The organism is Hymenobacter daeguensis, assembly GCF_054780555.1.
The window spans coordinates 124,821-144,472 of record NZ_BAAGWC010000011.1; the positions used below are offsets into that span (position 1 = coordinate 124,821).

General features: G+C 62.6%; 22 protein-coding genes. 13 read left to right on the plus strand and 9 right to left on the minus strand.

The annotated features are described in order from the left end of the window. Nucleotides 1-54: 54 nt before the first annotated feature. From ACYVHT_RS13735 to ACYVHT_RS13745, 3 genes are all read right to left on the minus strand, one after another. Nucleotides 55-1,617, minus strand: coding sequence for an FAD-dependent monooxygenase (locus tag ACYVHT_RS13735; RefSeq protein WP_460552655.1), 1,563 nt, complete (start codon nucleotides 1,615-1,617; stop codon nucleotides 55-57). Between the two features lie 27 nt (nucleotides 1,618-1,644). Then, complete coding sequence (locus ACYVHT_RS13740; RefSeq protein WP_460552658.1) at nucleotides 1,645-2,463, minus strand: helix-turn-helix domain-containing protein; 819 nt, start codon at nucleotides 2,461-2,463, stop codon at nucleotides 1,645-1,647. 62 nt (nucleotides 2,464-2,525) lie between these two features. Further along, nucleotides 2,526-3,986, minus strand: coding sequence for a hypothetical protein (locus ACYVHT_RS13745; RefSeq protein WP_460552661.1), 1,461 nt, complete (start codon nucleotides 3,984-3,986; stop codon nucleotides 2,526-2,528). 451 nt (nucleotides 3,987-4,437) lie between these two features. Here ACYVHT_RS13745 and ACYVHT_RS13750 point away from each other — a divergent pair, with 451 nt between their 5' ends. The 5 genes from ACYVHT_RS13750 (at nucleotide 4,438) to ACYVHT_RS13770 (ending at nucleotide 9,391) form a co-directional block, all read left to right on the plus strand. Beyond that, entirely contained in the window at nucleotides 4,438-4,989 is a 552-nt protein-coding gene (locus ACYVHT_RS13750; protein WP_460552664.1) for a hypothetical protein, read from the plus strand. 62 nt (nucleotides 4,990-5,051) lie between these two features. Further along, complete coding sequence (locus ACYVHT_RS13755) at nucleotides 5,052-6,809, plus strand: ABC transporter substrate-binding protein (RefSeq protein ID WP_460552667.1); 1,758 nt, start codon at nucleotides 5,052-5,054, stop codon at nucleotides 6,807-6,809. A gap of 6 nt (nucleotides 6,810-6,815) precedes the next feature. Next, complete coding sequence (locus tag ACYVHT_RS13760; RefSeq protein WP_460552670.1) at nucleotides 6,816-7,859, plus strand: ABC transporter permease subunit; 1,044 nt, start codon at nucleotides 6,816-6,818, stop codon at nucleotides 7,857-7,859. A 26-nt stretch (nucleotides 7,860-7,885) separates the two neighbouring features. After that, nucleotides 7,886-8,824, plus strand: coding sequence for an ABC transporter permease (locus ACYVHT_RS13765; protein WP_460552672.1), 939 nt, complete (start codon nucleotides 7,886-7,888; stop codon nucleotides 8,822-8,824). Nucleotides 8,825-9,190: 366 nt separating this feature from the next. Further along, nucleotides 9,191-9,391 carry a hypothetical protein gene (locus tag ACYVHT_RS13770; RefSeq protein ID WP_460552675.1) on the plus strand — a complete coding sequence of 67 codons (201 nt, stop codon included), beginning with the start codon at nucleotides 9,191-9,193 and terminating at the stop codon, nucleotides 9,389-9,391. Nucleotides 9,392-9,572: 181 nt separating this feature from the next. Here the strand turns inward: ACYVHT_RS13770 and ACYVHT_RS13775 are convergent, their stop codons facing one another. The 6 genes from ACYVHT_RS13775 to ACYVHT_RS13800 form a co-directional block, all read right to left on the minus strand. After that, nucleotides 9,573-10,487 carry an SDR family oxidoreductase gene (locus ACYVHT_RS13775; RefSeq protein ID WP_460552678.1) on the minus strand — a complete coding sequence of 305 codons (915 nt, stop codon included), beginning with the start codon at nucleotides 10,485-10,487 and terminating at the stop codon, nucleotides 9,573-9,575. 30 nt (nucleotides 10,488-10,517) lie between these two features. Next, nucleotides 10,518-11,129, minus strand: coding sequence for a peptidylprolyl isomerase (locus tag ACYVHT_RS13780; protein ID WP_460552681.1), 612 nt, complete (start codon nucleotides 11,127-11,129; stop codon nucleotides 10,518-10,520). A gap of 97 nt (nucleotides 11,130-11,226) precedes the next feature. After that, nucleotides 11,227-12,153, minus strand: a complete 927-nt coding sequence (hemC, locus tag ACYVHT_RS13785) for a hydroxymethylbilane synthase (RefSeq protein ID WP_460552684.1) — start codon at nucleotides 12,151-12,153, stop codon at nucleotides 11,227-11,229. A 96-nt stretch (nucleotides 12,154-12,249) separates the two neighbouring features. Next, nucleotides 12,250-13,386 (minus strand): DNA polymerase III subunit, encoded by a 1,137-nt coding sequence (locus ACYVHT_RS13790; RefSeq protein WP_460552687.1) that lies wholly within the window; start codon nucleotides 13,384-13,386, stop codon nucleotides 12,250-12,252. Beyond that, nucleotides 13,383-14,594 carry a GlmU family protein gene (locus ACYVHT_RS13795; protein ID WP_460552690.1) on the minus strand — a complete coding sequence of 404 codons (1,212 nt, stop codon included), beginning with the start codon at nucleotides 14,592-14,594 and terminating at the stop codon, nucleotides 13,383-13,385. The genes ACYVHT_RS13790 and ACYVHT_RS13795 overlap by 4 nt, the downstream gene beginning before the upstream one ends. Nucleotides 14,595-14,764: 170 nt before the next feature. Continuing rightward, complete coding sequence (locus ACYVHT_RS13800) at nucleotides 14,765-15,034, minus strand: 50S ribosomal protein L31 (protein WP_460552693.1); 270 nt, start codon at nucleotides 15,032-15,034, stop codon at nucleotides 14,765-14,767. 204 nt (nucleotides 15,035-15,238) lie between these two features. On the opposite strand from ACYVHT_RS13800, the gene ACYVHT_RS13805 reads away from it, so the two are divergent. The 8 genes from ACYVHT_RS13805 to ACYVHT_RS13840 all read left to right on the plus strand — a co-directional run bounded on the left by ACYVHT_RS13805 (nucleotide 15,239) and on the right by ACYVHT_RS13840 (nucleotide 19,586). Next, nucleotides 15,239-15,697 (plus strand): hypothetical protein, encoded by a 459-nt coding sequence (locus tag ACYVHT_RS13805; protein ID WP_460552696.1) that lies wholly within the window; start codon nucleotides 15,239-15,241, stop codon nucleotides 15,695-15,697. Nucleotides 15,698-15,866: 169 nt separating this feature from the next. Continuing rightward, complete coding sequence (rdgB, locus tag ACYVHT_RS13810) at nucleotides 15,867-16,454, plus strand: Maf family protein (RefSeq protein WP_460552699.1); 588 nt, start codon at nucleotides 15,867-15,869, stop codon at nucleotides 16,452-16,454. A gap of 89 nt (nucleotides 16,455-16,543) precedes the next feature. Further along, nucleotides 16,544-17,176: a uridine kinase family protein gene (locus ACYVHT_RS13815; RefSeq protein WP_460552702.1), complete on the plus strand. Its 633-nt coding sequence runs from the start codon at nucleotides 16,544-16,546 to the stop codon at nucleotides 17,174-17,176. A gap of 197 nt (nucleotides 17,177-17,373) precedes the next feature. Then, on the plus strand, nucleotides 17,374-17,766 hold the full coding sequence (locus ACYVHT_RS13820) for a hypothetical protein (RefSeq protein ID WP_460552705.1): 393 nt from the start codon (nucleotides 17,374-17,376) through the stop codon (nucleotides 17,764-17,766). A gap of 100 nt (nucleotides 17,767-17,866) precedes the next feature. Beyond that, a complete protein-coding gene (locus tag ACYVHT_RS13825) occupies nucleotides 17,867-18,328 on the plus strand; it encodes a DUF4268 domain-containing protein (RefSeq protein WP_460552708.1) in 462 nt (153 codons plus the stop codon). Between the two features lie 32 nt (nucleotides 18,329-18,360). Beyond that, nucleotides 18,361-18,783 carry a hypothetical protein gene (locus ACYVHT_RS13830; protein ID WP_460552711.1) on the plus strand — a complete coding sequence of 141 codons (423 nt, stop codon included), beginning with the start codon at nucleotides 18,361-18,363 and terminating at the stop codon, nucleotides 18,781-18,783. A gap of 21 nt (nucleotides 18,784-18,804) precedes the next feature. Beyond that, the gene (locus ACYVHT_RS13835; protein ID WP_460552714.1) at nucleotides 18,805-19,065 is read left to right on the plus strand and encodes a hypothetical protein; all 261 of its coding nucleotides are present in this window, start codon (nucleotides 18,805-18,807) and stop codon (nucleotides 19,063-19,065) included. A gap of 146 nt (nucleotides 19,066-19,211) precedes the next feature. After that, the gene (locus ACYVHT_RS13840; RefSeq protein WP_460552717.1) at nucleotides 19,212-19,586 is read left to right on the plus strand and encodes a hypothetical protein; all 375 of its coding nucleotides are present in this window, start codon (nucleotides 19,212-19,214) and stop codon (nucleotides 19,584-19,586) included. The last annotated feature ends 66 nt before the right edge of the window (nucleotides 19,587-19,652 follow it).

Below are 19,652 nucleotides of genomic sequence, written 5' to 3' on the forward strand. Positions count from 1 at the left end.
AAAGCCGAATGGCGCGTCCGGATGACTCCGGACGCGCCATTCGGCTTTCAGGGCTTACGGCTTGTGCCCGGTATTGCCCGCAAACCAGCGAGTGGCGGCCTGCTGAAGCGTGCTGCCGTCGGGGGCAGGGCCTGCGGCCCAGGCCACAAACCCGTCCGGACGTATCAGTACGGCGCTCAGGCCCAGCGGCTCTTTTGCCCGGCCCGCCACGTACCTGATTTGGCCACCAAAGCTGTCGGCCACCGTTTTGAGCGAAGCATTCCCTTCAAAATCAAGCAGCAGGCCCCGGCCATCGCGCAGCAGCTCCGCAGTCATTGTTCCGTCTTCGAGCTCGAAGCCGGGCATGCTGTGGCCCAGCAGCGGGTGCCCGCTGCCCAGGTCGTAGTGCAGGGCCATGCCCCACACCCGGCCGGCAAAATAGGTAGCTCCGTCGCGCGTGTTCAGCAGGTCGCGCACGATGGCTTGCAGCGCGCGGGCCGCCGGGCCGGGGTTCATGATGGCCACTTGGGCGCGGGACCAGTCCAACACCTGCGCCCCAATTGGATGGCGTTCAGCCTGGTAGCTATCCAGCAGGCCAGCCGGGGCTTGCCCGCGAATGGTGGCCGCCAGCTTCCAGCCCAGGTTCAGGGCATCGCCCAGGCCCAGGTTCAGCCCCTGGCCGCCCAGCGGCGAATGAATGTGCGCGGCATCGCCGGCCAGCAGCACCCGGCCGCGCCGGTAGGCGGTTGCCTGCCGGGCGCGGTCCGTCCAGGTGGTGGCCATGTACAGGGCGCTGAGGGTCACATCGGTAGCGGAGATGCGGCGCAGCACTTCCTGCACGTGCTCCCGCGTGACGGGCTGCCCGGACTGATGAAACGCCCCGCCGTCGAAGTCCTGCAGGATGAGGTAGCCGGGCTGCGATTGCAGGTACATGCCGGTTGCGGTCACGTTGCGGCCCGGGCGGAGCTTCTCCGGGTCGGCAATCTCAACCTGCGTGGTATAGCCGGTAAATTCCGGCTCCGTACCGGCAAATTCGAACCCGCCCAGCTTGCGCACCACGCTCCGGCTGCCATCGCACCCCACCAGCCACCGGCCCCCAAACGACCGGCTCCCGGCCTGCACCGTTACCCCGTGCTGGTCCTGCTGAAAATCCGTAATGGCCAGCCCGCGACGGATTTCTACCCGCAAAGCTTCGGCGCGGCGGGTTAGCACGGCTTCCAGTTCGGCCAGCTCGGTCATCAGGCTGGCATCGGGGGCGCCGGGCAGCCGGTATTTCCACTGGGAGGCATCAATATCGCCTTCGTGAAAGGGAATGCCCGCGAAGTGCCCGACCTGACGGCGGGCGCCCTGGCCGGCATGCTGGTGCGGGTTTTTGAGTTGCTTGTGCAGCTCCAGCTCGTGCAGCAGGCCCCGGCGGTGCAACGCGTCCACCGATGGCGCATTGAGCCCCCGCACCCCAAAGGGCATTTGCTTCAAGGGCGAGTGCGGGCTCTCGGCTTTTTCCAGCAGCAGCACGGAGCAGCTGGCCAGGGCCAGCTCGCCGGCCAGCAACAGCCCGACCGGCCCGGCACCGGCAATAATGACATCGTAAACAGGGTGGTTCGGGGCGGTTGCCGTGCTTTCCAGGGTCGTTTTCATCTGGCAAAGCTCCGGCGCGTGCCGGCCTCAGGCTTGTACAAATGCGACAAAATCGGTGCTCAGGCCTTGCTTTCGGCTTGCGGCTTTTCGTGCAAATGCCGCTGGGGTCGTGCCGCTGTAGCGCCGGAAATCCCGGCTCAGGTGGGCCTGGTCGGTGTAGCCAAGCTCGTGCGCCAGGCCGGCCAGGCTGGCCGCCGGCTGCTGCCATAAGCGGTTGCGCACCTGCTCAAAGCGCATCAGGCCGGATACGCCTTTTACGGTGTAGCCCGCGGCCTGCTTAAATTTTCGCTCCAGGGTGCGAACCGTGGCGTGCGCCGCCGCCGCCACCTGGCTGACCGGTAAGGTACCGCGGGTGTCGCTCATTGCCGCGCCCGCTTTGGCCAGCATGCGGTCGGCAGCACCGTGCGCCCGGGCCGCCAGAAAATGGGCAGCTACCTGCGCCACCGCTTCTGCGATGCTGCCCGCCTGCAGCCGCGCCGCCAGCGGGGCCTGCAGCCGGGCAATGGCGTGCTCGAACGTGCGTACGCCGTCTTGCCCGGCCGGCAGGCCAAGCAGCTCAAACACCGTCCAAGGATAGCACCGCACCCCTATGATTTCCAGCCGGTTTTGCGCATAAAAATGCGCTGGCTGATTGAGCAGCCCCACCATAAACGGCGATGGCAAGGCCTGCAGGCCCGCCGGCGTGGCAATGCGAAGGGTGCTGCCAAAGTAAAAGATGATTTCCGCGTAGCCGTCCGGCACTACCTCAAACCCCGCTGGCGGCCCGCCAAAATCCTGGCAGTTATACCAAAAGCACTTGATGGCCTCCCGCAGCGCTTCCGGCGGTTCAAACTCCTGGTGCTGCATATCGGCATGAAGAATAAAACGGCAGCCGGGGCGCGGGGCCAGCCGGGCCGACTGTTAGGGCGCTATTCCGCCGCATAGGCGGTAATGGGCACCGGCACGCCTTCGCGCAGCAGGTTCAGCACCAGCGCCCACAGGTGTTCGTAAGGAATGATTTCAACTTCGGCAAACGCGTTGCCGGGCGGAGGCGTGTCGCGCAGCTGCTGCAACAGCGTTTTGCCCCGGTCGGCGGCCTGCCCGGGGTCGAAATTCTTCTCCACAATAAGCTGAAGCAGCCGCAAAAACAGGCGGCTCCGCAGCGTGGCCGCTTCGTAGAGGTGGCGCTGCTGGTACTTGCGCAGGCGCTCCAGGCGCAGCAATACGGCTTCCAGGTTGCGCTCGCGCAGGAAATACAGCAGCTGCAGCACCAGAATGGCCACGTTGTGCCCCCGCTTGTCGCGGCTGTATTCGGGCAGTTGCAACACCAGCTGCGCCAGCTGCCGGTGCCGCACCATATTGGTGCGGGGCGGCGGCAGCACAAAGTCGATATATGCCCGGTACAGGTCCCACCGCTGCAGGGCCGCATCGCGCTGCTGCGGATAGGCCGGGTTTTTCATAATCACCACCATCAGTTGCTGCGCCCGCTCGTACTGCTCGGCGTGCAGGGCCAGCAGCACATGGTGCTCCTGAAAATAAAACCAGTTGCTGGACGAGGGGTGAAAATCGCGGGTATATTCCTCGGCCAGCCGCAGGCCCTGCACCGGCTGCCGCCCGCGCAGATACGCGTAAATGCTCACGAAGTGGTTGAAGCGCAGGTCAAACCGCCGCACATTCAGCTTGCCGTCGCGCCAGCGCTTGGCCGCCGCCGCCGTCACCCGAATCATCTCCGGAAAATTGCCCTGCAGCTCCTCATACGCCAGCCGCGCCCGGTACACCATATTATAGGTAGTGAAGCTGCGGGCCCGCCGGTGCAGCGCCTCAAGCTGCGCAATGCGCTCGGGCAGCACCGTGAGCACCGCGCGCCGTGCGGCAACGCTGCCGTTCAGCGCCAGCTGGGTGTCGGCAAACAATTGCTCCGCCTCGTCTTCCCAGGCCAGCAGCTGCTGGGCCTTTTGCAGGGTTTTGGTGGCCTTTTTATACGGAATGGGTTGCTGACGCTCCACGTGCAGGCTGCGCATCATGCGGGTACACTGCACCTCGTACTGCGTAAACTCGCCCTGCTTGCACAGCCGCAGGCAGCGCTGCAACAGCCTTTCGGTGAGCTTGTACTCGCGCTCAGCATACAGAATGCTTACCTTGTGCAGCAGGTCGAGGCACTCCAGCTCGTAGCGGCGCGACACCAGATGCCGCGCATCCGAATGGTCCAGAAAGTAGAGGTGGTTGAGCAATTTGGTGCGAACCCGCGACTGCAGCTTCTGCAAAGCCCGTGTGTTGGCCGCTGTCGATTTGCCGTAAATCGCCTTCACCACCTGCAGCTGGGTCACCTCGGGGGCATTGGTCAGGGCCGCTACCAGCTGGTTTTCTTTGTTCGCCTGTCGGCTGCGCAAGTCCAATACCGGCAAAGATGCCAAACCACGGGATGTCACAATTCGCGCCAAATTCGCAATTTCATTCATCTTAAAAGTGCCTTGACATCAAATGAGGGACTATTTACCAGTATAAGCAACACAAAAACCGATGTCACAAATACGGGTGTTCTTTCCTTTTTTCGCCGCCAACAGTGCCTGAATATTTGTATCGTGATTTTATATGCGCTTTTGGGGCCTTCAACGTCACAAAATGAGGTTTTTTTCTGAAAACAGCAGAAAAAAACATTCATCAAAATTCAATCGGGCGAAAACAATATTTTTTTTCTTTGTTAAAACAAATAACTTATAGGATTAAGCATAGTCTTTTTTAGGCTAATATTGTCCTTTTGTACGGCTGAGCGGGACGTCAACTTTGTGTCATTCAAACACCTGACACATCATCTGACACAGATTTAACCCCATACTCACCGTGCTGAACCTCCTCACCATCGCCCTGTTTCAATTCGCCAGCATCACCTCCGGCGCTCCCCAAAACCACACCGCTATCAAGCACCCGCAACAGGTTGCCATCAGCACGCCGGCCAACGCGCTCAACGACGGCGGCATCGGCGGCTGGGGTGGCGACATCAGCGCCGAGGACGACGGCGGTATCGGCGGCTGGGGCGGCGACATCAGCGCCGAGGACGACGGCGGCATCGGCGGCTGGGGCGGCGACATCACGCTGAATGACGGTGGCATCGGCGGCTGGGGCGGTGATGTTGCTATGATTGACGGCGGCATTGGCGGCTGGGGTGGCGATGTAACGGCCATCGACGGCGGCATCGGCGGCTGGGGCGGCGATGTTGCTATGATTGACGGCGGCATCGGCGGCTGGGGTGGCGATGTAACGGCCATCGACGGCGGCATTGGCGGCTGGGGCGGTGACATTGCCATGATTGACGGCGGCATTGGCGGCTGGGGTGGCGATGTAACGGCCATGGACGGCGGCATTGGCGGCTGGGGTGGCGACATTGCAGCCTAACACTCCGCATTAGTGCCTATCTTGCTTTCCCGCTGATGTGGGAATAAACCAAGGCTTGGCGCGTGAAATTTTATTCCCTGATTCGCTATACAATTTGTCTGGCGGCCTTGCTGCTGGCAGGCGGCTGCAACAGTCGAAAACCTGCCCCCGCCGACGCTATTCACATCCGCTGGGCCCACGACCCCGAAACGCTGGACCCACTCAGCCTGCATAATCAGGCCGCGATTGACGCCTATAACTTATTAAACATCAGCCTACTACAGGCCGATGCCGCAACCCAGGAGCTGGCTCCTGCGCTGGCCGAGGCCCTGCCTTCCATCCGGTTGCTCAACGATTCGACAACGGGCATTGGCTACCGCATTCGCAACGCGGCTGCCTGGGACAGCGGCCGGCCGATTCTGGCCAGCGACGTGGTTTTCACGCTCAAGCTGCTGTTTTGCCCCGGCCTGCCCAATGAGGCCGCCCAGAGCCAGTACCGGTTTATTCGGGCGGTGCAAGCCACGGCCAACGACCCCCGACGCTTCGCTTTTCTGTGCCGGGGCCGCTCGATAGAATACGCCCAGACGACCGGCGACCTTTTTATTCTGCCCGAAGCCGAGCTGGACCCACGAGGCTGGCTCCGTCGCTTCGACCTGGCCGATTTTCAGCGACATCGGGCCGAAATCGCGCTCGATACCGGCATTAAGAACGTGGTGCGACGCTACCAGGCCGCCAATGCCTCCCGGACTGCCCAGCCGCTGCCCGGCTGCGGGGCCTACCAACTGGTGAAATGGGAGAAAGACCGGTATGCCATGTTTCGCCGCAAGCCCCACTGGTGGGCCGATGACGTGCACCCCGCGCCCTTGGTGCTACAGGCGCAGCCCCGGCAGCTTACCTACAGCATTATTCCGGCGGCGGCCACGGCTACGCTGGCGCTGCAAAATGGCAGCCTCGACGTGTATCCGCAGATGCCCGCCCGCGAATTTGCCCGGCTGGGTGCGCTGCCCGCAGCCGCAAAAACGCTGCGCTTCTACACGTCCGAATCCCACGATGTGCTCACGGCAGGCTTCAATACCCGCCACCCGGCCCTGGCCGATGCGCTCACCCGCCGGGCCCTCGGCCAGTGCTTCGACGCGGCGGGCCTGCTACACGCCACGCAGCTGGACCAGGGCCAACGCACGGTGGGCATCATCAGCCCCAACGACCACTTGAACTACAACGACAGCCTACGCCCGGTGCCCTTTGCACCCACGGGCGCTGCGGCCCTCCTACGCCTGGCCGGCTGGTTGCCCACCCGCGACGCGGCCGCCGGCTGGACCCGAACCACGGCCCAGGGCCAGCGCCAGCAGCTGCGGCTCCGCTTGCGCTACCGGGCGGGCGATGAGCTTTTTTCTACGACGGCGCTGCAGTTTCAGGCAGCAGCAGCCAGCATTGGGGTGCCGGTGCAGCTGCTGCCAACCGAGCCGGGCATGTTCTCGCAGGCTTTGCGCAGCGGCGATTTCGATGTGTATCTGCGCATGATACGTGGCAACCCGTTTATGTTCAACTTCACGGCTATTCTGCACACGGCAGGCATTGGGGCCGACAATGTTACGGGCTTCAGCCTGCCGGCCTGCGACCGGCTCATCGAGGCCATTGCCGCCGCCGACAGCAAGCCGCACCGCGCCCGCCTGCTGCACCGCTTCCAGGCCCTGATGCAGGAGCAGGCCCCATTGGTGCCGCTGTTTTTTCTACCCAACCGCGTCGCGGCCAATAAGCGCCTAGACGGCCTGCACGTCAACAGCCTCAAACCCGGCTACTCAGCCCTGACCCTGGCGTGGGCCGCGCCCCCGGCTCCGTAGCGCATGATGGACAAGGCCTTATGGCACCTCGCCCGCACCGCGCTGGCGGTTTGGCTATTGGCCTCGGCAGCATTTCTGCTGAGCCACCGCAGCCTGGGCTCCGAAACAGCCCTGCCGGACTTTGCCGATGCACCGACCACCCTCCCCCTGGCCGACCGGCAGGCGGCGCAGCAGGCGGTCCGGCACCGGCTGGGGCTCGACCTGCCGCTGTTTTATTTTGGCCCTGTGGCCCCTCCCAGCCAGGGCTGGTGCTGGCATGGCTCCCAAAACCAATACCACCGATGGGCGGCCTGCCTGGTGCAGGGAGATATGGGCACGTCATTCCGCACCGGCCAGCCGGTGCGCCACGAGTTGGGAGCCGCCCTCGCCTATACGCTGCCGCTGACGGGCACGGCGGCGGTACTGGCCGTATTGGGCGCGCTGGCGCTGGCCCAGCGCCTGGCGGCCCGCCCGTGGTGGCACCGCCCCGCCCGCACCCTGCTGACGGGCCTGCACGCGCTACCACTTTTTGTGGTGGCCCTGGCGCTGCTGCTGCTGCTGGCCAATCCCGAAATGCTGGCCTGGTTCCCGGCCTACGGCCTCGACGAACCGGCGGAAAACACGGCGGGCAGCAGCAGTTGGCTGCTGAGCTATGCCTGGCACCTGGCACTGCCGGTCACGGCCCTTTTCCTCTCCGTACTGCCCGACTTCACGCTTCAGCTGGAAGCAAACCTGGTACAGGAGCTGGGCGCTGCATACGCTACCACAGCCCGGGCCAAAGGCTTATCCACGCAACAGGTTATCCGCCACCATGCATTGCGCAACGCCCTGCTGCCCAGCTTAGCCCAGCTTGCGCAGCTACTTCCGGCGCTGGTGGCCGGGGCGGTGGTAGTTGAGGTAGCGTTCGCCCTGCCCGGTATGGGCCGCCTGCTGGCTGAGGCCGCCGCTAACCGCGACTTTCCCGTGCTGGTAGCGGGCGTGCTGCTGACAGGCCTGGCCCGGCTGCTGGCCCTGCTGCTGGCCGACCTGCTCTACCTTTGGACCGACCCTCGCATCAGTTGGCAGTCCTGAAACCTTCCTTCGCCTGGCCTCAACGCATGGCCTTCGCCTGGCTGTGCCTGGTGCTCCTGGCCGCCGTGCTGGCCCCGGTGCTGCCCCTGCCCTACCCGCCCGGCATTCCCGATTTAGCCCACGTCGCGGAGCCACCCTTCGGGCCCGGCCGGCACTGGCTCGGCACCGATTCGCAGGGGCTCGATGTACTCAGCGAGCTACTGTTCGGTGCCCGCACGGCGCTTGCGCTGACCCTGCCGGCAGCCGTGCTCGCCGCTGCACTGGGAGCCCTGGCGGGGGGGGCCGCCGGCTTCTGGCTGAACTCCGGCCGGTTGGCAGTGCCGTATTGGCTGCTGCCGATAGCAGGTGGCTGGTGGCTGCTACACCTCCCCCGGGCGCCCCTGGTGCTGGCAGCAGCCGTTTTGGCGAGCGGCAGTTTCGTTGTGTGGGCCCGGTGGCGGCACCGCCCGCTCCCGGCCTGGCCCTTGCCCCTCGACTCCTTTCTGATGGGTACTGCCACTGCCCTCGACACCCTGCCCCGGCTGGTGCTGGTGGTGGCAATGGCCGCCATCACCGGCGTGGCCATTCCCGGCTTGCTAGTGCTGTTCGTCCTTACCAGCTGGCCGCATCCGGCCCGGCTGGTGCGGGCTCAGATGCTGCGCGTGCGCGGGCTGCCTTTTGTGGAGGCAGCCCAGGCCGCCGGCCTTCGGCCTGGTCGCGTGTGGCTGTGGCACGCGCTGCCACACGCGGTACAGCCCCTGCGGGTGGCTCTGCCACTCAGCCTGGCGGGCTTGCTGGGGCTGGAAAGCACGCTGTCGTTTTTGGGAGTGGGCCTGCCGCCCAACGTAGCAAGCTGGGGTCGGCTTCTGGCAGGAATCCGCTACGCTCCAACTGCCTGGTGGATAGCGCTATTTCCAGCATCAATGCTTATAATCAGCACATTAAGCTTATATCTGTTAAGCCGGACCAAACCGTCCGGGGCTTAGCCTGAACTCAAACGTTGTGCAGACTTTATTGCCTAAACAGTAGCAATAAGCAGATATGCCTGATGTCACAAATCACGCTTTTTTTCGGAAAACACATTCTGCCAATGCAGTTTGATTTTTAACTGCAATTAATTGATAAAAAGACAATTAATGCAAAAAGGGCGCCAGACCGAGCCTGCAATAAGATACTTATTTTATCACCAAATATAACTCATCTTATAAATCAGGCTTTTTTTGGATGTCCGGAATTAAGCCATAGTGTCCTTTTTACAGGGCAGCCTACGGCAGTAACATTGTATTGTCTTAGCCAGCCCAATAAATTTCTGCGGCTGACACCCCTTGGTTTCCTTATCTACCCGCCTTGCCATGTATCTGCTCATTTATCCTTCGCTGAATGCTCCCCGGCGCGCCAAAACGCCCGGCACCACCCGTCCCATCTCCGTCGGCATCGACTTTGTGACTCCTGACGGCACCGTGGTTCCCCGTGCTGTAGGCGAAGCCGCCCTGCAAGGCCGCACGGCCGTGCTGGTAGGTGGGCTGCTGGTGGGTATCTGGCCCCAGCACTAAGCGTGGATTGGCCTAGCTGCTATTCGCTTTCGAACATTATTCTAACCCTTCCTTATTTCCCGTCCAGCAATCGTTGCCCTACCAGGAATTCAGTATAGCATTCTACCTCATCAACTGATTCTACTGCTCACAATCTACCCTCGTTGAGTGTTAACCCGCCGTCTACCCCGGCGGGTTTTTTTTATTCCACGGCCACGCTTTGGGCATTCACCAGCGCTATGCCATCGGCAAAGGAGTGGGGACGGTAGCCTAGCGCTTCGCGGGCTTTCCCGATGATAAAGCCGGTACGAGCGGGTCGGCGGGCCGGCTGTGAAAACGTGCTGGCATCCACTTTTTCAATCAGCTGGCTATCGAGGCCGAAGTGGGCGGCCACCTGCAGCGCCATGGCGTAGGGCGTGAGCAACTCTTGCTCGTCGCCGCTGATGTGGTAGATGCCCTGGGCATTCTGCTGGGCAATCAGCCAGCAGCCCTGGGCCAGGTCTTCGGCCAGCGTGGGCGTGCGCCACTGGTCGGCCACAACCTTGATGCGCTGGCCGGCGCGCAGGGAGTCGCGCACCCACAGCACGATATTGGTGCGGCCGTATTCGTGCGCCACGCCATACACCAGCACAGTGCGGGCAATGGCCCAGCGGCCGGCGCTGGCCTGCACCACGCGCTCGGCGGCCAGCTTGCTTTCGCCGTAATAATTTACCGGCCCTGGCACGGCATCCTCGGCCAACGGACCCTGCTCACCGCTGAAAACAAAGTCGGTGCTCAGGTGGGTGAGGTGAATGGCGGCTTCGGCGCAGGCAGGCACCAGGTTTTCAACAGCCGTCACGTTCTGCTGCCAGCAGGCGGCGTGGTTTCGCTCGCACTCGTCCACGTTGGTCATGGCGGCGGTGTGGATGACGTGCGTGGGCTGCTCCAGGGCCAGTACGTGGCGTACCTCAGCGGCATTGGCCACGTCGAGCGGCACGAAACGCACGTCCGGAAACAGGCTGGCCAGCTTGTTGGCCCCCCGGGAGGTGGCCACCAGCTCCACGCCGGGCTGCTGCCGGAGCAGGGCCACCAGCTTCTGGCCAAGCAATCCGTTGGCACCGGTGAGGAGAATTTTCACGATGAGCTGTTGAGCGATTTTGGGCCTGCGCTATTCGTACTTGTAACCGTAGAGCTTGGTGATTTTTTTACGCTTGAGCTTCTCCACTTTCACCGTCATTTTGGAGTCGGTCAGCGGCCGGTCGCGGGGGTCTTTGGGCAGCTTGGCAATTTTGTCGATGACATCAAGGCCCTGGATGACCTGCCCGAACACAGTGTATTGGCCATCGAGGAAGTGTGTACCGTCGTGGTTTTCAACCAGGTAAAACTGGCTGCCGCTGCTGGGCGTGCCGGCCGGACCGCCCATGCGGGCAGCGGCCACCGCGCCATAGTTGTGCTGATGGCCCACCAGCTCGGCCGGAATGGTCGGCTCGTTGGGCTGGCCCATGCCGTCGTTGGTGGGGTCGGCATCTTTGGAGTTGGCATCGCCGCCCTGAATCATGAAGTTGTCGATGACGCGGTGGAACGTAGTGCCCGTGTAAAAGCCGCTCTGGGCTTTTTTCAAAAAATTAGCCTTGTGCAGCGGCGTATCGTCGAACAAAACCAGGCGAATAACGCCCTGAGGGGTGGTGATGGTAACGACTTCGTCTTTACTGCTTTTTTTGGGCGATTTACCGGGTTTTTCAGCGGCAAAGGCAGGAGCAGCCAGCCAGAGCAGGGCCATTAAAAAACCAGCGAAACGAGAAACGGAAAGCTTCATTTGAGGTAGCATGAGGTATGTAACTGCGGGCAAAACTACGCGGATTCAGCCGTCAGCAGTGTTAACCCCGGTGCTCGCGGATGCTGGCCAGGATTTCGCGGCCGCCCCGCGCCAGCACCGCATCGGCCACCGATACACCGAGGGCGCGGGCTTCATCGGCAGTCGCTGCCGTCTGGATTTCCTCCACGTACTCTTCGCCGCTGAGGCTGATGAGGCCGCCGTGCAGGCGCAGGCGGCCGTTTTCCAGCGTGGCCAGGGCAAAGGACGGGATGCTGCACCCGCCCTCCATGGTGTGCAGAAAGGCACGCTCGGCCAGCAGGCAGGTGTGGGTGGCGGCGTGGTCGAGAGCGGCTTTCAGGCGGGCTTTCAGGCTGTTATCCAAACCGGCAGCGCACTCTACGGCAATACTGCCCTGGCCGGTGGCAGGCACAAACTGCGCCGTGGGCAGCGTGTGACGCACCAGGTGCTCGTAGCCCATGCGGTGCACGCCGGCGTAGGCCAGCACCAGGGCGTCGAACTGGCCTTCCTCGAGCTTGCGCAGGCGGGTCTGGAGGTTGCCGCGGGCCTCGGCGGTTTCGGCGTGGGGGTAGAAGCGGCGCAGCTGGGCCTTGCGGCGGGTGCTGCTGGTGCCCAGCACGATGCCCGGCTTATCAAGCGAGAAGTTCTCATCGAAGCTCAGCACCACGTCGTTCACCTGCTCGCGCTCCAGAAAGGCCAGCAGCTCCAGCTCGCGCGGAATGCTGCTTTGCACGTCCTTGGCCGAATGCACGGCGAGGTGGGTTTCGCCGCGCAACAGGCTGGCTTCCAGCTCTTCGGTGAAGACGCCTTTGGAGCCGATTTTGGCCAGACTGCGGTCCTGCACGGCATCGCCGGTGGTTTGCATGGGCACAATTTCGGTTTCGAAACCGGCGTGCTGCAGCAGGCTGGCAACGTGTTCCGTCTGCCAAAGGGCGAGGCGGCTGGCGCGGGTGGCGAGGCGGATTATCATGCGGAGGGTTGAATGTTGAGGGTTGAGTTTTGAGTGGGATGTTCGCGGGGAGTGAAGCCGGACTTTGCGGCTCATTCAACCCCCAACAGTCAACACTTAAACCCGTAGAAAGCCGCCCAGCCGCAACGAGCTGTCCACGAACACCATTTTGGCGTTGGCGTTGCGCTCGATGTGGTAGTGGGCATCGGTAAGCTCTTTGGTGAGCAGGTCGGCGTTGCGCGGGGTCACGAATTTGGCGAAGCCGGTCACGAACTGCTGCTCGCCGTTGGCCAGATGGGGCACAAATTTCGGGTCGATGCCAAACAGCAGCACCTTGCGCACCAGCCCCAGCGAGTAGCTCAGCAACTCCTTCTGGTTTTCGCGGCCCAGCTTCTGGAACTCCTCGCTCTTTTTCAGAATATCGGCGGCCTTGCTGCCGTAGCTGAAGCACAGGCGCATCCAGTCGCGGAAAAACTCGAAGTAGTCGTGGTCGGCGTTGGCGTCGCGGCTGGCGATGGCCGCGCCCAGGCTGCCTTCGGCCAGCTGGGCTACCTGGCGGGCCTTGGCTTCGGGCACGTGGTAGATGTCGCGCAGGTAGTCGGTGATGTCGTCTTCCGAAAACGGGCGCACCACCACCGGCTGCACCCGGCTGATGATGGTGGGCAGCAGCTGCTCGGGCGCGTGGCTGACGAGCAGGAAAATGGTGGCGGGCGGCGGCTCTTCCAGCAGCTTGAGCACGGCGTTGGCGGCGGCGGGATGCATGAGCTCGGGCAGCCAGAGCAGCACGATTTTGAAGCGCGCCTCAAAGGCTTTCAGGCTCACCAGCTTCAGCATCTGCACGGCTTCATCCTTGCTGATGTTGCCCTGCTTGTTTTCGGCCCCGATGTGCTGCATCCAGTCGTTGAGGCCCTGGTAAGGATTGTCGAGGATGAAGGCCCGCCACTCGGCCATGAACTTGCTGCTCACCGCGTCTTTGGCCACCGTTTTGGTGGTGGTCACGGGCACGATGAAGTTCAGGTCGGGGTGCGCCAGCTTGGCAATTTTGGTGCAGGCCGGGCAATGGCCGCAGCTGTCCTGCGCATCAGGAGCCCGGTCTTCGCAGTTCAGAAACTGCGCGTAGGCCAAAGCCAGCGCCAGCGCCGCGCCGCCCTCCTGGCCCCGGAAGAGCTGGGCGTGCGCCACGTGCTGTCGCTGCACCGACTGGCGCAGGAGGGCCTTCACGGCGGCCTGGTTGGGGATGTCGGCGAAGGTCATGCTTTGACTTTATCCCAAACCCGGTCTTCTGTTGTCGCCTCAAACACGGCCTGCATAATCCCCTGCTCCACCGCATCATACGGCAGGTTGCGGCGGGCCATCACGCGCTCGGCCACTTCGTTGGCTTTGGGCAGCTTGAAGGTTTCGAAACCCGCCGCGCCGCCCCAGCTGAAGCTCGGAATGAAGGTGCGCGGAAAGCCCGCCCCGAAGATGTTGGCCCCCACGCCCACCACCGTACCGGTGTTGAACATGGTGTTGATGCCGGCCTTGCTGTGGTCGCCCATCATCAGGCCGCAGAAGGTCTGGCCGGTGTCCACGAAGCGCTTGGCGACGTGGCTCCAGATTTTCACGGGTGCGTAGTTGTTCTTGAGGTTCGAGGTGTTGGTGTCGGCCCCCAGGTTGCACCACTCGCCGATGACGGAGTTGCCGAGGTAGCCGTCGTGGCCCTTGTTGCTGTAGCCCAGCAGGATGCTGTTGCCCACTTCGCCGCCCACCTTCGAGAACGGCCCCACCGTGTTGTCGCCGCGCATTTTGGCGCCGGCATTGATGTGTGAGCCCTCGCACAGCGCCAGCGGCCCTTTGATGATGGCACCCTCGTGCACTTGCGAATTCTTGCCCAGATAAATGGGGCCGTCCTCGGCGTTGAGAATGGCCGCGCGGATTTTCACACCTTCTTCGATGAAGATATTTTCGGCGCCATACACAATGGTGTGCGCGTCGCCCACGGGCTGCGAGGTGCGGCCCTTGGTGAGCAGCGCAAAGTCGCGGCGGATTTCCACGCCGTTGCGCAGAAACAGCTGCCACGGCCGGTCAATCACCGTCACGGGCTCGGCCACCTGCTTGCTTTCGGGCAGGCCGTCCTGAATGAGCTCGGCCACCAGCGAAGCGTCGGCGACGTGGGCCGCCACCAGCAATTCGTCGCAATACAGGGCCTGGCCGGGCTGCAGGGCCTGCACCTGCCGGGTCAGCAGGTCATCGGGGCACACCGCGCCGTTGATGATGAGCGCCGGGCCGCTCACATCGCCGGCCGGAAACTTGGTTTGTAGATACGGCTGCGTGAGGTAGCCCACGGCCTCCACGCCCAGCCGGCGCTGCCACTTCTCGGCCAGCGTGAGGATGCCGCAGCGCAGTGCCGCCACCGGCCGCGTAAACGTGAAGGGCAACAGGTGCGGCCGGATGGCCGGGTCGTCGAAGAGGAGAACGTGCATTTTTTTTAAGCTATTAGCCAATAGCCGTTAGCTGTCAGCTTTTGTAGATGCGGCAAATTTACGGCTGCCGCTTTCGCCAGCGGCAATAAAAAAACTCCTTCCGGTTTCGCCGGAAGGAGTTTTCAAAAAAGCTGACCGCTGATAGCAGTGCGCTGGCAGCAAAGCAAAAGCTACGCTTTGTTGGCGCTGTTCTGCTCTTTCTTGGCGTAGCGGCTGCGGAATTTCTCCACGCGACCGGCCGTGTCGATGAACATGTTTTTGCCGGTGTAGAAGGGGTGCGAAGCCGAGCTAACTTCGATTTTCACCAGCGGATACGTTTTGCCGTCTTCCATCACGATGGTGTCGGTCGGCTTCATCGTGGAGCGGGTGATGAATTTAAAATCCGAAGAAGAGTCCTGAAATACTACTTCCTGATACTCGGGGTGCGTGTCTTTTTTCATATCGAAGGGCCTGTTTTACCAATTGAACCCTGCCGATTTTGCGGAAGGGACTGCAAAAGTACAGCTTAGCTCGGAAATACCCAACTGCCGGTCTAAAGATTTTCCGGGCACGCCACCACTTCACGCCGTGCGGCTGAGCTTGTTGGCTTTCTGAAAAGGTTGTACATTTGAATCCGACCCGCACTTGGGGTCGGCTCGTCGCGCGTGCTGAAACCCGTACTCATCCGCCGTCTTTTCCGCCGTTCCGGCCCCTTCATCCTGCTGCTGCTGCTCGGGAGCGTGGCCGTGGCCTATGCGGCTACGCTCACGCTGTTCACGGCGGCCTACACCGGCTCCACGGTGCGCGTGGACTGGGAAGTGGACTCCGAAGCCAACGTCACGGGCTTCGAGCTCTCGCGCAAAGCCGCTACCGAAACCAGCTTCACCGTGGTAAACACCACGGCCGCGACCGGGCTGCGGCGCTACCAGTACCTCGACGCCAATGTGTACCGGCAGACCAACCCCGGCACCTACACGCCCGCGCCGGCCGCCGGCAACGGCCCCTACACCTATCGCCTCACCGTGCGCAGCCCCAACGGCGACCAGAGCTACCTGACCATTCTGGCCGGCACGCCCAGCGCCGTGCAGCGCTCCTGGGGCACTATCAAGTCGATGTTCCGGTAGCGCCACTGGCTGGCGTGTTTGAGAATAAAAGAAAGAGCGTCATGCTGAGCGCAGCCGAAGCACCTCTACTGCAAGAGTAAATAATTACTTGCGCGGCAGAGATGCTTCGGCTGCGCTCAGCATGACGTTCTGTATTTACGCATCATTTTTTCAGCCCCTATTGCTCCTTATGCGTCTTTGCTTCGCTTCCAATAATGCCCATAAGCTCGATGAAATCAGGCCGCTGCTGCCCGCCAGCATCGAGCTGCTGAGCCTGGCCGACATCAACTGCCACGAAGAGCTGCCCGAAACCCAGGACACCCTCGAAGGCAACGCCCGCCAGAAAGCCGAGTACGTGCGCCAGCACTACGGCGTGGCCTGCTTCGCCGACGATACCGGCCTGGAAGTGCAGGCCCTCAACGGTGAGCCGGGCGTGTACTCGGCCCGCTACGCCGGCCCCCAGCGCCTGGCCCAGGACAACGTAGCCAAGCTGCTGCACAAGCTGGCTGGCGCGGCCGACCGCGCGGCCCAGTTCCGCACGGTAGTGGCGCTGGCCGGGGCCGATGGCACCATGCACGAGTTTGCGGGCGCCGTGGCGGGCTACATCACCGAAGAAACGCGGGGCGCGGGCGGCTTCGGCTACGACCCGGTGTTTGTGCCCACCGAGGGCGACGGCCGCACGTTTGCCGAGATGACCGGGGCCGAGAAAAACCGCATCAGCCACCGGGCGCGGGCCGTAGCGGGGCTGGTAGCGTTTCTTTCAATGAGCAGTGAGTAATTATCAATGAGCAGTTTGAGCGCGTCGGCGGGTCTATTGCTCATTGATGATGACTCATTGCTCACTGCAGCCCGTTATCTTTGCCTGCTATGCAGACCCCTTACTTAATTGGTATTACCGGCGGCAGCGCTTCTGGCAAAACCACCTTCCTGCGCCGGCTGCTGGAAGCTTTTCCGGAGGAACAGATTTGCCTCATCTCGCAGGACAACTATTACCATCCGCGCGAGAAGCAGCTGCGCGACGATATGGGGGTAGAAAACTTCGACCTGCCGGCCAGCATCGACGCCGCTGCCTATGCCGCCGACGTGCTGCGCATCAGCCAGGGCCACGAGGTGCGCCGCCAGGAATACACCTTCAACAACGCGGCCGTGACGCCGAAGGAGCTCGTGTTCCGGCCCGCGCCCATTGTGGTGGTAGAGGGCATTTTCGTGTTTCACTTCGAGGAGATTGCCAAGCTGCTCAACCTGAAAGTGTACATCGATGCCCAGGAGCACGTGAAGCTGCACCGCCGCATCATCCGCGACCGCGACGAGCGGGGCTACGACCTGGCCGACGTGCTCTACCGCTACACCCACCACGTAGCGCCCACCTACGAGCAGTTCATTGCGCCCTACAAGCACTACGCCGACATCGTGATTCCGAACAACCGCCACTTCGAGCGCGGCCTGGAGGTGCTGGTGGGCTACCTCAAATCGAAAGTAGCGGCCGGGGCCGAGCAGTAAGGAGCCGGCCGGCGGTGAGCTCAGAGCCCGGCGATGGCACCTTTGGCCGCAGGGGCCGTATAAATTTATGGCCCCTGCACAAAGTATAAGTTAAAATAGATTAACTTGAACCTTTGATTTCAGGCAGCCTCCCTCCTGCTGCCTGGCAAGTCTGCCCGCTCTTCACCGCCCTCACCAGCCACCCGGCCTCTTTACTTATGAAACGCTCATTTCTACGCTTTACTTTTTTGCTGTCGGCCGGCCTTATCGGGCTGATGAGCTGCGACAAAAACGGCCAGACCGGGGTGCTGCAACACCCGGCCGGCAATGCGGCGCTGCGCGTAGCCGTGACGCCCGACAGCGAATACGGGCAGGCGTTCGACGCCTCGCTGAGCAAGCTCACCGATACGACCTACCTCATTATCACCAAGGCCGAGCGCGGCAGCGTGTTTGCCGTGCACACCGGCCCCCTGCCCACCGCCGACCACGCCGTGTGCTTCGCCAGCACCAACAACGCCGGCTTCAAGGAGTGCGTGGAAGAATATTACCACAACGCGGGCGGCGTGGCCATTCAGAGCAACGAAGCCGGCTGGTGGGCTACACCACTGTAATTTTTAGGGCAGGAGGGTGAGGGGGTAGGAGGGCAGGAGTCGTTACTATCATAGTAATAACCCCTACCCTCCTACCCCCTCCCCCCCCCTACCCTAAAAGATGTATAGCAAAGCCGAAGTAACCCAGCTGCGCCAGGCATTCTGGACCGCGTTTGGGCAGTACATGGCCCCCGTGCCCTCGGCCGAGGGCGACACTACCAACTGGATTAACTACAAGACGGGCCTGAAGAACGTGTACTTCCGGATGCACGCCGACAAGAGCCAGGCCCGCATCGGCATCGAGCTCACGCACCCCGACGCGGGCATTCGGGAGCTGTTCTGGGAGCAGTTTCTGGAGCTGCGCACGCTGCTGCACGAAACCCTGGGCGAAACCTGGACCTGGGAAGCCGATGCCACCGATGCCAACGGCCAGCCGCTGAGCCGCATCTACAAGGACCTGTCCCCGGCCAATATTTTCAACCGCGAAAGCTGGCCGGCGCTCATCTCCTTCTTCAAGCCCCGGCTGGTGGCTTTGGATGCGTTTTGGGCCGATGCGCAGTGGTCGTTTGAGGCGTTGAAGTAGGCTTGCGAGGCCGGTTCTTAGTAATTGAAAACATGGCCCTTGCCCAAGTAGAGCTCGACGCCGAAATGTTTGGCTGGGACGTTGTGCCGGCATGGGAACGCAGCTTCGGCATCCGCTTCGCCCGCGACGATTTTGCCCAAGCCTCGACAGTAGGCGACATCTGGGCGGTAGTAGAGCGGCACTTGGTGGCACTCGTCGGCGAAAACACGGAAGGGCTGACGACTGCCATCAGGCCCCGGCACACCTTTTACCAGCTGCGCCGGGGCCTGATGGCTCAGGGCTGGGAGCGCGCCACAATCGCGCCATGCACCCGGTTGCAGGTGCTGCTGCCGTGGCACCGGCGGCGGCAGCCATGGCGCGAGCTGCGGCAAGCCACCGCACTGCCCCTGCCGCGGCTGCAGATGCCAGCGCTGCTTTTTGCCGCATGCTGGGCCGTAGGCGCGGCCCTGTGCTGAGGGCTGGCACCCGGCTGGGGCATGGCCGTGGTCAATGGCTTGGCGGCAGCTACCATCATCAGTCAACTGCCCTGGGCGCGGTGGGCGCTGCCCGCTACAACGCTGGGCGAGCTGACCGTGAAGATGGTAGCCGAACAGTACCGAACCCTCACTCACCCCTACGTGCGGAATAATCTGAACGAAATGCGGGATATCGTACTGGCCGGCTTGGCCAGGTGCGGAACCGGACCCGTCGAAATTGCCCCCGCAGATTTGCGTGATGGCACTAAGCTGGAATGGTAGCAGCGAATACACGCATGCCCACAATCAACGAGTAAGGCGGCCCACCACCTGTATTTGCTGCCTGATAAGCGCTATTTTTTAGCAGCCTGCAAAGGCCTTGTGCCCGTTGCTCCCAAAATAGTATCTTTGCAGACCCCGTTTGTACCATGTCGGCTCTGCTCTCTCGTTTTTGGTTTTCGCTCCGCTTTGCCTGGCTCACCGCCACGGTGCTGCTCGTGCTGGGCCTCAACCAACGGGCCGTGAGCGTGTTGCGCCCCGTGGGCAAAGGCGAAACAACCTGGGCCGCCCCCACCCGCGCCACCGTCGTCAAGCAAAAAGTGCTGCTCGAAGCCACCGGCTCGGCCAAGCATTTTGTGGCCCCGCTGGGCACGGCCTGGCTGCCGCTGCCGGCCCTGGCCACCACCTGGCTGCCCACGCTGCGCCAGCTGCTGGCCGCCCCACGCCTGTTGGCCGGCATTCGGGCCGGCGAGGTGTTCCGGGCGCGGCTGCTGGCCGTGGCCCTGTCGCCGCAGGCCCCCTAGTTTTTAATGAAGAATGAGGAATGAGGAATGAAGAATGGCAGACGTGCCCGTTGGGTCGTCGGTCAG